Raw genomic sequence first — 12,213 nt, 5'->3', positions numbered from 1 at the left:
GTTTGCACGGATTTTGGCGGATGCACGCCGGCCGATTATGCGCCAAAAGTCCGGGGATCAGCTCTTCCGGCCGGGGAGCGGCCGCAACCATGCCAGCGCCGCCGCAGCCGTCATCAGCGCGAGCAGCCCCGCCGTGCCGCGAAAAAGCCCGGCATAGCCTTGGCTCGAGATCAGCGGCGTGCTGGCCAAGGGCGAGCAGAACTGGCCGATGAAGATCGAGGCGGTCAGGATGCCGCCGGCCAAGCCCCGCGAGCGTCCAGGTGCCAGATCGAGCGCCACGGCGATGAAGCTTGGTGAAACCAGCGCATAGCCGGCCCCGATAGAAAGCGCAGCTGCGAGCAGGGAGGGAAGCGCGGCCGCCTGCGACAGGAGCAGGAAACCCAGCGCCATCGCGCCATAGCCCGCGGCGAAGACGCCTGCGTAGCCGACCCTCCGTTGGACGCGCCGGTAGAGCAGGGCGGAGCAGCCGCCGGAGATCATCAGCAGCCCGAGGACGGTCCCGGTCATCACCGCGCTCTCGTAGCCGCGAGCCTCCAGGAAGAACGAGATCTGCGTCGGCATCAGGAAGAAGATCATGTTCGTGGCGCCCTGAAGCAGGACCAGCAGGGCGAGCAGGCCGCGCCAGTACGGATGACCGTCGCGGCCGTTCGCAGGCGCGGCCCCAGCCATCGAACCGACACGCGGCGGCTCGACGATGGCGATCCACATCAGCGGCAGGAAGAGGGCGGCGAGCCCGTAGATCGCGAAGGGCAGGCGCGGTGACAGGGTTGCCGCCCAGCCGGCTAGCGAAATGAAGACGAGGCCGCCGAAATTCCGCGCCGAGATTTGCAGGCCAGTCAGCGCATTCCGATCGTCGCCGCTGAAATAGTCGCCGATCAGCGCGGTTTGCGCCGTCATGATCAGCGCCACTGCGATCCCGAGTGCGAGACGGCTCGCGAAGATCGAGGGCAGGTCTGGCAGGACAAGCCCTGCGCAGCCCGCGATCACGAACAGCATGACGCCGGCGAGCAGCATCACGCGGCGGCCAATCCGATCCGCGGCGAGACCTGCGAGCGGCGCGAACAGCGCGACGCTGAGCGATGGCGCCGGCACCAGCAGCCGCGTGAGCAGCGCGGCATTCGGGTCATCGGCGAACAGGCGCTCGATGCCCGGCAGCGCCGGGCTGATCGTCGCGTTCGCCATCGTGGTGAGCGATGCCGCCAGCAGGAGCGCGATGGCGCGTGGCTCCTGCCAGATTGGCATTTCCTGTGTTGATCCAAGACGTTCCATGATTTTTCCTCTTGTCGAAATCATCCGTTCGGCAGAGCCTACGAATTCAAGTCGACTTGAGGTCAAGCATGCTTCTTCTGGATATCGGGGAGATCGCGGAACGCTCGGGCGTGCCGGCCTCGGCCCTGCGCTATTACGAGGAGATCGGCCTCATCCGTTCGGAGGCGCGGCGCGGGTTGCGGCGGCAATACGATCCCGATGTCCTGCTCAGGTTGTCGCTGATCGGGCTCGGCAAGACCGCCGGCTTCTCGCTGGACGAGATCGCCGCGATGTTCGGGGCGGACGGGCAACCGAACATTCCGCGCGAGCAATTGCGGGCGCGGGCCGACGAATTGCAGCGCCAGATGATCGGGCTCAGGACGCTGCGCGATGCGCTCCGCCATGTCGCGGATTGCCGGGCGCCGACTCACCTGGAATGCCCAACTTTCCGGGCACTGCTGCGCACGGCTTCACGCCGGCCGCTTGCCTACACGCCGCCCCGCCCGGACAAGGAGAAGAAAATGCTGTCGAAGCGGCGCAGGCCGGCCGATTGACGGCTGCGGCGATGCAGCTTTTCCCGCGCGCGATCTATCGCTTGGACAGCCCCCCGCCACATGATAGGGGAGCCGCGACGAAGCCGGGCGCCCACCGGCCGTTGAACTTCAGGAGCCGGACATGACCGACGCCGCGCTGAACAAGCACCTCTCGAACTCCTTCTTCGGCGCTTCGCTGCATGATGCCGATCCTGAGATCGCCCGCGCGATCGACCTGGAGTTCGGTCGCCAGCGCGACGAGATCGAGCTGATCGCCTCCGAGAACATCGTCTCCCGCGCCGTGCTCGAAGCGCAGGGCTCGGTGATGACCAACAAATATGCCGAGGGTTACCCGGGCCGGCGCTATTATGGCGGTTGCCAGTTCGTCGACATCGCCGAGAAGCTCGCGATCGAGCGCGCCACCCGGCTCTTCGGCTGCACCTATGCGAACGTTCAGCCGAATTCCGGCTCGCAGGCCAACCAGGGCGTCTTCATGGCGCTGATGCAGCCCGGTGACACCTTCATGGGCCTCGATCTCGCCGCTGGCGGGCACCTGACCCATGGCGCACCGGTCAACCAGTCCGGCAAGTGGTTCAACGTCGTTTCCTACGGCGTCTGCGTCGTCGACCAGATGATCGACTATGACGCGATGGAGCGCCTCGCCGTGGAGCACAAGCCGAAGGTCATCGTCGCCGGTGGCTCCGCCTATGCCCGTCACTGGGACTTCGCCCGCTTCCGCGAGATCGCCGACAAGGTCGGCGCTTACTTCATGGTCGACATCGCGCATTTCGCCGGGCTCGTCGCGGGCGGCGCGCATCCCTCGCCGTTCCCGCATGCCCATGTCGTCACCACCACGACGCACAAGACCCTGCGCGGCCCGCGCGGCGGCATGATCCTGACCAATGACGAGGCGATCGCGAAGAAGGTCAATTCGGCGATCTTCCCCGGCATCCAGGGCGGCCCGCTGATGCATGTCATCGCGGCCAAGGCGGTCTCGTTCCACGAGGCGCTGCAGCCGGAGTTCAAGACCTACGCTCACGCCGTCGTCGCCAACGCCAAGGCGCTGGCCGAGACGCTGAAGTCGAAGGGCTTCGACCTCGTCACCGGCGGCACCGACAACCACCTGATGCTGGTCGACCTGCGCTCGAAGAAGCTGACCGGCAAGGCGGCCGAGGCCGCGCTTGGCCGCGCCCATATCACCTGCAACAAGAACGGCATCCCCTTCGACCCCGAGAAGCCGATGACGACCTCGGGCATCCGCCTCGGCACCCCGGCTGCGACTTCGCGCGGCTTCGGCATCGCCGAGTTCAAGCAGGTGGGCGAATTGATCGCCGAGGTGCTGGACGGTCTCGCCGCTCATGGCGAGGAGGGCAATGCTGCCATCGAGCAGGCGGTCACCGTCAAGGTGAAGGCGCTCACCGCGCGCTTCCCGATCTACTGAAGGCATCGTTGAAGGGGCTCTGAGAAAGGCTGGCGAACCGGAATGCGCTGTCCCTATTGCAGCTCCCTCGACACGCAGGTGAAGGACTCCCGTCCCACCGACGATCACGCCTCGATCCGCCGCCGCCGGGTCTGTCCCGATTGCGGCGGCCGCTTCACCACCTTCGAGCGCGTGCAATTGCGCGAGCTCACGGTCGTGAAGCGCTCGGGCCGGCGCACGCCCTTCGACCGCGACAAGCTGGAGACCTCGATCGCCCATGCCCTGCGCAAGCGCCCGGTCGCGCCGGAGCGGATCGAGCGCATGGTCAATGGCATCGTCCGCCAGCTCGAAAGCTCGGGCGAGGCCGAGATCCAGAGCTCGGCCATCGGCGAATTGGTGATGGAGGGGCTGAAGGGCCTCGACGACGTCGCCTATGTCCGCTTCGCCTCGGTCTACAAGAACTTCCGCGAGGCCAAGGATTTCGAGGAGCTGCTCGGCCAGCTCGGCACGATCGAGGAGGAGGGCGTTTCCGCCCCGCCGCGCCGCGTCGATGACTGATCTCAAGGCGCTTTCGGGCGACGAAAGCGCGTCCGAACGAAAACGGGAGACCGACCGCATCTTCATGCGCCAGGCGCTAGCCTATGGCGCGCGCGGCCTCGGCACGACCGCGACCAATCCTTCCGTCGGCGCCATCATCACCCGCGAAACGCCCGATGGTCCCGTGGTGGTCGCGCGCGGCCATACCCAGCCCGGCGGCCGTCCGCATGGCGAGGCGCATGCCTTCTCGCGGGCGGGCGCCGCCTCGATGGGCGGCACGCTCTATGTCACGCTCGAACCCTGCTCGCACCGCTCGGTGCGCGGCGGCATCCCTTGCGTCGAGCACACCATCCTCTCGGGCGTGAAGCGTGTGGTCTCGGCGATGTCCGATCCGAACCCCTTCATCGCCGGGCTCGGCCACGCGCTGCTGCGGACGGCCGGCATCGAGGTCACGGTCGGCGTGCTGGAGGAGGAGGCGCGGCAGGCGCATCGCGGCTATCTCACGCGCATCACGCAGGGCCGCCCGATGGTGACCTTCAAGATCGCCCGCACCGCGGATGGCTATGCCGGCGGGGCAGGGAGCGTGCCGCTCGCCGTATCGAGCCCGGTCGCCAGCGGCTGGGTCCATCTCCAGCGCGCGCATCACGATGTCATCATGCTCGGCATCGGCTCGGTGCTCGCGGATGACCCGCAGCTCACCGTGCGCCTGCCCGGCCTGGCGGATCGCTCGCCGATCCGCGTGATCCTCGACACGCATCTGCGCCTGCCCCTGGCGTCGAAGCTCGTCCGCACGGCCCATGAGGTCCCCGTCTGGGTGATCGCGGCCGAGACAGCGCCGATCGCGCCGGAGCAGGCGCTGGTCGCGGCCGGTGTCGAGGTCATGCGGGTCTCGCTGGGGCCGGACGGGCATCTCGACCTTGGCGAGGCGCTGACGCTGCTCGGTACGCGCGGCATCAACCGCGTCTTTTCGGAAGGCGGCCCGCGCATCGGCGAGAAACTCGCACTCGCAGGGCTGGCGGATGAGGTCATCGTCTCGACCTCTCCGAAAACGCTGGGGCAGCCCGGCGTCGTTGCGGTGCGTCCAGGCCTTGCCGCACAGTTGGCCGACCCCGATCTATACGCCCTTGTCGAGGCCGGTCAGATCGGCCAGGACCGTTTCGAGCATTTCACGAGGAGAGGCTGATGTTCACCGGCATCGTCACCGCCATCGGCGAGGTCGTGGAGGCCGAGCGCAAGGGGCCGAGCCTCAAGCGCCTCGCCATCGCCTGCCCCTATGAGGCGGAAGGCATCGCGATCGGTGCCTCGATCGCCTGTGCCGGCGTCTGCCTCACCGTCACGGCCCTGCGCGCCCGCACCGACGGCGAGCCCGGCTGCATTTTCCAGGTCGAGGCCGCCGCCGAGACCCTGGCGAAGACGAATGTCGGCTCCTGGGAGCCGGGCACGCGGATCAATCTGGAGCGCTCGCTCAAGGTCGGCGAGGAACTTGGCGGCCATCTCGTCACCGGCCATGTCGACGGCGTCGGCCGCATCCTCAAGATCGAGCCGATCGAGCCCGATCCGGACGAGCCCTGGGGCGCGACGGCGCGATTCCATATCCGCGCGCCGCAGGGCTTGCCCCGCTTCATCGCGACCAAGGGCTCGATCTGCCTCGACGGCACCTCGCTCACCGTCAACTCGGTGGAGGACGACGTCTTCACCGTCCTGCTGATTCCGCACTCCTTCGCGGTCACCACCTGGGGCCAGCGAAAAGAGGGCGATCCCGTTCATGTCGAGGTCGATCTGATGGCACGGTATGCCGCGCGGCTTGCGGAGGCGCGCCCGCAAGGGTAACCAGCCCGATCACATTCCAAGAAGGACAGAAGAAATGGCCGGATCCCGGCAGACCTCGGCCGACAAGGCCGCAACTCCTGCCGTCGAGATCGACGGCGCCCGCGTCCTCGTCGTCGAGGCACGCTTCTACGACAAGTATGCCGACGAATTGCTGGCGGGCGCGCTCGCGGTGCTGGAAGAAGCCGGCTGCCGCGTCGACGTCGTCACCGTTCCCGGTGCGCTCGAAATCCCCTCGGCGATCGTCATCGGCCTGCGCGCCGCCGACGAGGCCGTCGATCCCTATGAGGCGGTCGTCGCGCTCGGCACCGTGATCCGCGGCGAGACCGGCCATTACGACATCGTCGCCGGCGAAAGCTCGCGCGCGCTGATGGACCTTTCGGTCGCTTTCGCCCTGCCGCTCGGCAACGGCATCCTGACCGTCGAGAACGAGGCGCAGGCCTGGGCTCGTGCCAACCGCGCGGACATGAACAAGGGCGGCGGCGCTGCCGAAGCCGCGCTCGCCGTGCTGCGCTACAAGCGCTCCCTGGCGGAGCAATCCAAGTGAGCCGCGCCGAGAAGCGGCGCGGAGCGCGGCTCTCGGTCGTGCAAGCGCTCTACGAGATGGAAATCGGTGGCCGTGGCGTCGTCGAGGCGATGGCCGAGTTCGAGCATTTCTGGATCGGCAAGGAGGTCGAGGAGATCGAACTGCCGGAGGCCGAGATCGCCTTCTTCCGGGATATCCTCGGCGGCGTCGTCCGCGAGCAGCGTCTTGTCGACCGCACCGTCGACGAATTGCTGGCCAAGGACTGGCCGCTGAAGCGGGTCGAGGCCGTGGTCCGCGCGATCCTGCGTGCCGGCGCCTATGAACTCGCCTTTCGCAAGGACGTGCCGGCCCGCGCCGTCATCTCCGAATATGTCGCGGTCGCACGCGCCTTCTACGAGGGCGACGAGATCGGCATGGTCAACGCCGTGCTCGATCGCATGGCCCGCGACTTCCGCGCCGACGAGTTCGATCCGGCGGCTTAGGTTTTCCTCGGCCGTCATCCCGGGCGACCGAAGGGAGACCCGGGATCCATGCCGGAGCATGTCCGATAGAGGTTCAGGCATGGATCCCGGATCGGCGCCGCTGACGCGGCTTGTTCGGGATGACCTTGGAATAGTTGCGGAGCCACGCTGACCCATGGCCGATAACCAGCGCCTCGGCGAATTCGAGCTGATCGCCCGCTATTTCGCGCCGATCGCAGGGCCGGGCGGGCTTGGCCTCCTCGACGATGCCGGCCTGCTGCGGCCGGGCCGCGGCTACGAGGTCGTGGTCACGGCCGACGCGCTCGTCGCCGGCGTCCATTTCTTCCCTGACGATCCGGCCGACGCGATCGGCTGGAAGGCGCTCGCCGTCAACATCTCCGATCTTGCCGCCAAGGGCGCCAAGCCAGAAGGCTTCGTCCTCACGCTCGCCCTGCCGCGCGGCTGGACCGAGAGCTGGCTCGCCGATTTCGCCGCCGGTCTCGCCCGCATGGCCGAAGCCGCCGGTTGCCCGCTGATCGGCGGCGACACCGTCTCGACCGCCGGGCCGCTCACCCTCTCGATCACCGCCTTCGGCACGGTTCCGGCCGGGCGGATGGTCCGGCGCTCCGGCGCGAAGTCCGGCGATGTCGTCCTCGTCTCCGGCAGCATCGGCGACGGTGCGCTCGGCCTCAAGGTTCACGGCCCCGACAAGCCGGATTGGGTCGCCGCGCTGAATGGAGAAGATCGCGCCTTCCTGGCCGATCGCTACCTTCATCCGCAGCCGCGCCATGCGCTCGCGGACGCCTTGCAGCGCCATGCCTCGGCGGCGATGGACATATCCGACGGGCTTATCGGCGATCTCGCAAAACTCCTGAAGGCCTCCGGCGTGGGGGCTGAAATCGATCTCGATGCGATCCCGCTCTCCGGCGCGGCCCGCGCGGCGCTCATGGCCGCTCCCGCGCTGGCGGAACTGGCCTGGACCGGCGGAGACGACTACGAAATTCTCTGCGCGGCCTCGGAAAGGGAATATCCCGCTCTTGTCGCGGCCGCGGAAGGGGCGATGCTTCTTCTGACGCCGATCGGGCGGGTCTCGGGTGAGGCCGGCGTGGTGACTTATCGCGAGAAGGGTGAAGTGCGTAGCTTCGCACAGGGCTCCTTCTCTCATTTCTGACAGCGGCGCATCATGGCGGCCGCGAGGCGCGTTGTGATGAACCAGCACTTCTCGGCTATCGATGGCGACAGGCTCGCAAAGCGCAACGCGCTGGTGCTGGCCGGGGCGCAGGCGCTCGGCGGCGCCAACCCGGCGATCATCGTCTCGCTCGGCGGCATCGTCGGTGCTCAGCTCGTCGCGGACCAGGCTTTCGCGACCGTGCCGGTCAGCCTGCTCCAGCTCGGCATCGCCTCGGGCGTCATTCCAGCCGCGATGGTCATGCGCCGGCTGGGGCGACGCAACGGTTACCTGATCGGGGCGCTCGTCGGCGCGGCCGGCGCGAGCATTGCGGCCGGCGGTGTTTCGCTGCGCCTGTTCTGGCTGTTCTGCCTGGGCACCTTCGTCTGCGGGCTCTACGGCTCCTTCGTCCAGAGCTATCGCTTCGCCGCCGCCGACACCGCGACCGACGCCTTCCGGCCGCGTGCGATCTCCTGGGTCATGATCGGCGGCCTTGCCGCCGGTGTGATCGGCCCGCAATCGGTCTACTGGACGCGCGACCTGACGCCGGCCGCGCCCTTCGCCGCGAGCTTCATCGCGCAGGGCGCGCTCGCGCTGATCGCGATCCTGATCGTCTCACGCTTGCGCGCCCCGCCGGTCGCAGCTGTCCGCTCGGGCGGCGGGCGCCCGCTCGGTGAGATCATGCGCCAGCCGAAATTCATCGCCTCGGTGACGGCCTCGCTCGTCGCCTACGGCCTGATGAGCTTCGTCATGACGGCCGCGCCGATGGCGATGGTCGCCTGCGGCCATTCGGTGGGTGACGCCACGCTCGGCATCCAGTGGCATGTGCTCGCGATGTTCGGGCCGAGCTTCTTCACCGGCCGCCTGATCGCCCGCTTCGGCAAGGGCACGGTCACCGCGGTCGGCCTCGGCCTGACGGCGCTCGCCGCTATCGTCGGCCTTTCGGGTCTCAGCGTCGGCCATTTCTGGCTGGCCCTGATCCTGCTCGGTATCGGCTGGAATTTCGGATTCATCGGCGCGACCGCGCTGGTGACCGACTGCTATCGCCCGGAAGAGCGGGTGAAGGTGCAGGCCGCCAACGACTTCCTCGTCTTCGGTTCGGTCGCAATCGCCTCCTTCTCGTCGGGCGGCCTGCTCAGCCATGGCGGCTGGAATGTCGTGAACTGGATGGTCTTCCCGCCGGTCGCGATTGCCCTCATGCTGGTGGCCTGGCAGCGCTTCCAGCGCCCGGCCACGGCCTGAGCGGCCGGTTCTTCCTGATCGGAGCAGACCCATGAACAACCGCGCCTTCCCGCATGCGACCGGTCAGGTTCCGCCCGGCGCCATCGGGCATAATCGCGGCGTCATCAAATCCAACTACGCCTTCATGCCGCCGGAGGGCGTGCTGGTCAGCCGCCTGCCGCAGTACCGCGACACGATCGTGCGCGTCCTGACGGGGCCGGTCATGGGCGCGGCCTTCGCTCAGTATGTCCTCGAGATCGCGCCTGGCGGCGGTACGCCGGCCGCCTTCAGCGAGGACGGCATCCAGCACTTCTTCTACGTCCTCTCCGGCGAGGCCCGGATCGCGGTCGCTGGCGGTGCCACCGAAACGCTAACGGCCGGCGGCTTCGCCTATCTGCCGCCGGCAACGATTTTCACCCTGCGTAACGAATCGGCGGAGACCATCCGCATCCTTGCCCTGCGCAAGCGCTACGAGCCGGCGCCGGGGCTCGCTGTGCCGGAGCCGATCGTCTCGCATCAGGACGCCGTGCCGATGGCGAATCACACCGGCATGGAGGGGCGCGGCTTCCAGTTCCTGCTGCCCTATGGCGATATGCGCTTCGATTTCGAGATGAACCTGATGTGGTTCAAGCCGGGCGTCTGCTTCCCGGCGGTCGAGACCCATGTGATGGAGCACGGGCTCTACATGCTGGAAGGGCAGGGGCTCTACCTGCTCGGGGCCGACTGGCACGAGATCTGGGCGCGGGATTTCATCTGGATGGGCGGTTTTTGCCCGCAGCAGTTCTACCCGACCGGCTACGGCGACGCCTGCTACCTGCTCTACAAGAACGTCAATCGCGATCTCGCCCTCTGAGCTTTCCCCAGACGGCCTGACACCCGACGAAATTTGTAAGCCGGGGCGTTTGCGCTCCTCGCCGAAACTTGCCACAAATTCGCCTGACACTGGCGACGCGAGGCGGGCCTTGAGTCTTTAGGGCCCGTTTTTTCGCTGCCTGACGTCCAACGCTGCAAAAATGAGGAGCGACAGCGCTCCCGCCGACTGCAAGCTCTAGGGTCAGGAAATCGAATGTCAGCTCTGCTTCTCATCATCATATTGAGTGCGCTTTCCATAGCCTACGGCGTCTGGGCCTATGGCGATGTGATGAAGCGCGACGCCGGCAACCAGCGCATGCAGGAGATTTCCGGTGCGGTCGCCGAAGGCGCGCAGGCCTATCTCAAGCGCCAGTACATCACCATTTCGATGGTCGGCGTCGTGCTCTTCATCGCGCTCGCCTGGCTGCTCGGCAAATGGGTGGCGATCGGCTTCCTGATCGGCGCGGTGCTCTCCGGCGTCGCCGGCTTTATCGGCATGAACGTTTCGGTGCGCGCCAATGTCCGTACGGCCCAGGCTGCGATGCAGTCGCTGGGCGAGGGCCTCGACGTCGCCTTCAAGGCGGGCGCCGTCACCGGCATGCTCGTCGCTGGCCTCGCGCTGCTCGGCGTCGCCGTCTATTACGGCATCCTGACCTCCTTCCTCGGCTTCGAGGCTTCCAGCCGCACGGTGATCGATTCGCTGGTGGCGCTCGGCTTCGGCGCCTCGCTGATCTCGATCTTCGCCCGTCTCGGCGGCGGCATCTTCACTAAAGGAGCCGATGTCGGCGCCGACCTCGTCGGCAAGGTCGAGGCCGGTATCCCGGAGGACGATCCGCGTAACCCCGCGACCATCGCCGACAACGTCGGCGACAATGTCGGCGACTGCGCCGGCATGGCTGCCGACCTGTTCGAGACCTATGCGGTGACGCTGGTCGCGACCATGGTGCTCGCCGCGATCTTCTTCGCCGGCCAGCCGGTTCTCGGCACGATGATGCTCTACCCGATGGCGATCGGCGCGGCCTGCATCGTGACCTCGATCATCGGCACCTTCTTCGTGAAGCTCGGTGCCAACCAGTCGATCATGGGTGCGCTCTACAAGGGCTTCATCGCCGCCGGCGTGCTCTCGGTCGGCGCGATCGCGGCGGTGAACTACGTGATGTTCGGCGGCTTCTCGGCCGCCTTCAAGACGGCGCAGGGCGTCAGCTTCACCTCGGGCAGCCTCTTCGCCTGCGCGCTGGTCGGTCTCGCGGTGACGCTGCTCATCGTCGTCATTACCGAATATTACACCGGCACCGGCAAGCGTCCGGTGGTCTCGATCGCCCAGGCCTCGGTGACCGGCCACGGCACCAACGTCATCCAGGGCCTCGCGGTCTCCCTGGAATCGACCGCGCTGCCGACCATCGTCATCATCGCCGGCATCATCGTGTCCTATACCTTCGCCGGCCTGTTCGGCATCGCCATCGCCACCACCGCCATGCTGGCGCTGGCCGGCGTGGTCGTGGCGCTCGATGCCTTCGGCCCGGTCACCGACAATGCCGGCGGCATCGCCGAGATGGCGGGCCTGCCCAAGGAAGTCCGCCACTCCACCGACGCGCTCGACGCGGTCGGCAACACCACCAAGGCGATCACCAAGGGCTATGCGATCGGCTCGGCCGGCCTCGGCGCTCTGGTGCTCTTCGCGGCCTATACCTCGGACCTGAACTTCTTCATCGGGGAAGCCAACAAGGCGGGGTCGACGACCTTCCAGTACTTCAAGGGCGTCACGGTCGATTTCACCCTGTCGAACCCCTATGTCGTCGTCGGCCTGCTGCTCGGTGGCCTGATCCCCTTCCTCTTCGCCGGCATGGGCATGACGGCGGTCGGGCGCGCGGCGGGCTCCGTCGTCGAGGAGGTCCGCCGGCAGTTCCGCGAGAAGCCCGGCATCATGCAAGGCACGGAGCGGCCCGATTACGCCCGCGCCGTCGACCTGCTGACGAAGGCCGCGATCAAGGAAATGGTGGTGCCTTCGCTCCTGCCGGTGCTGGCGCCGATCGTGACCTATTTCGTGATCTACTGGATCGCCGGCAAGAACAACGCCTTCGCGGCCGTCGGCGCCATGCTGATGGGCGTGATCGTCACCGGCATCTTCGTCGCGATCTCGATGACCTCGGGCGGCGGCGCCTGGGACAACGCCAAGAAGAGCTTCGAGGACGGCTTCGTTGACAAGGACGGCGTGCGCCATCTCAAGGGCTCCGAGGCCCACAAGGCCTCGGTGACCGGCGATACCGTCGGTGACCCCTACAAGGACACGGCGGGCCCCGCCGTGAACCCGGCGATCAAGATCACCAACATCATCGCGCTGCTGCTGCTGGCGATCCTGGCGCATTCCTGATCGCAGGCATCGACGATGCATTCCGGACCCGCGGCGAAAGCCGCGGGTT

12 protein-coding genes are annotated in these 12,213 nt (G+C 67.3%); 11 read left to right on the top strand and 1 reads right to left on the bottom strand.

Features of this window, described 5'->3' with window-relative positions:
* Nucleotides 1-57 precede the first annotated feature (57 nt).
* Entirely contained in the window at nt 58-1,242 is a 1,185-nt protein-coding gene (locus AC3WMA_RS02110; protein ID WP_492283755.1) for an MFS transporter, read from the bottom strand.
* 95 nt (nt 1,243-1,337) lie between these two features.
* Between AC3WMA_RS02110 and AC3WMA_RS02105 the strand changes: the two genes are divergently transcribed.
* The 11 genes from AC3WMA_RS02105 to AC3WMA_RS02055 all read left to right on the top strand — a co-directional run bounded on the left by AC3WMA_RS02105 (nt 1,338) and on the right by AC3WMA_RS02055 (nt 12,164).
* Complete coding sequence (locus AC3WMA_RS02105; protein ID WP_492283754.1) at nt 1,338-1,802, top strand: helix-turn-helix domain-containing protein; 465 nt, start codon at nt 1,338-1,340, stop codon at nt 1,800-1,802.
* A gap of 121 nt (nt 1,803-1,923) precedes the next feature.
* Complete coding sequence (gene glyA / locus AC3WMA_RS02100) at nt 1,924-3,222, top strand: serine hydroxymethyltransferase (protein WP_492283753.1); 1,299 nt, start codon at nt 1,924-1,926, stop codon at nt 3,220-3,222.
* Nucleotides 3,223-3,264: 42 nt separating this feature from the next.
* Nucleotides 3,265-3,759: a transcriptional regulator NrdR gene (gene nrdR / locus AC3WMA_RS02095; RefSeq protein WP_257731624.1), complete on the top strand. Its 495-nt coding sequence runs from the start codon at nt 3,265-3,267 to the stop codon at nt 3,757-3,759.
* The gene (gene ribD / locus AC3WMA_RS02090) at nt 3,752-4,921 is read left to right on the top strand and encodes a bifunctional diaminohydroxyphosphoribosylaminopyrimidine deaminase/5-amino-6-(5-phosphoribosylamino)uracil reductase RibD (protein WP_492283752.1); all 1,170 of its coding nucleotides are present in this window, start codon (nt 3,752-3,754) and stop codon (nt 4,919-4,921) included. Before nrdR ends, ribD begins: the two co-directional genes overlap by 8 nt.
* Nucleotides 4,921-5,568, top strand: a complete 648-nt coding sequence (locus tag AC3WMA_RS02085; RefSeq protein ID WP_492283751.1) for a riboflavin synthase — start codon at nt 4,921-4,923, stop codon at nt 5,566-5,568. The genes ribD and AC3WMA_RS02085 overlap by 1 nt, the downstream gene beginning before the upstream one ends.
* 34 nt (nt 5,569-5,602) lie before the next feature.
* Nucleotides 5,603-6,112: a 6,7-dimethyl-8-ribityllumazine synthase gene (gene ribH / locus AC3WMA_RS02080; RefSeq protein WP_492283750.1), complete on the top strand. Its 510-nt coding sequence runs from the start codon at nt 5,603-5,605 to the stop codon at nt 6,110-6,112.
* Entirely contained in the window at nt 6,109-6,573 is a 465-nt protein-coding gene (nusB, locus tag AC3WMA_RS02075; RefSeq protein WP_047580654.1) for a transcription antitermination factor NusB, read from the top strand. Before ribH ends, nusB begins: the two co-directional genes overlap by 4 nt.
* Before the next feature lie 154 nt (nt 6,574-6,727).
* Nucleotides 6,728-7,723: a thiamine-phosphate kinase gene (gene thiL, locus AC3WMA_RS02070; RefSeq protein WP_492283749.1), complete on the top strand. Its 996-nt coding sequence runs from the start codon at nt 6,728-6,730 to the stop codon at nt 7,721-7,723.
* Between the two features lie 36 nt (nt 7,724-7,759).
* Nucleotides 7,760-8,962 (top strand): MFS transporter, encoded by a 1,203-nt coding sequence (locus tag AC3WMA_RS02065; protein ID WP_492283748.1) that lies wholly within the window; start codon nt 7,760-7,762, stop codon nt 8,960-8,962.
* Nucleotides 8,963-8,993: 31 nt separating this feature from the next.
* Nucleotides 8,994-9,794 (top strand): (S)-ureidoglycine aminohydrolase, encoded by an 801-nt coding sequence (gene allE / locus AC3WMA_RS02060; RefSeq protein WP_492283747.1) that lies wholly within the window; start codon nt 8,994-8,996, stop codon nt 9,792-9,794.
* A gap of 213 nt (nt 9,795-10,007) precedes the next feature.
* The gene (locus AC3WMA_RS02055; protein WP_492283746.1) at nt 10,008-12,164 is read left to right on the top strand and encodes a sodium-translocating pyrophosphatase; all 2,157 of its coding nucleotides are present in this window, start codon (nt 10,008-10,010) and stop codon (nt 12,162-12,164) included.
* Nucleotides 12,165-12,213 lie beyond the last annotated feature (49 nt).

It is taken from the genome of Allobosea sp. FW305-C-101 (assembly GCF_058783685.1).
The sequence above is the reverse complement of the archived record's forward strand: the minus strand, read 5'-3'. Positions and strand labels throughout refer to the sequence as shown.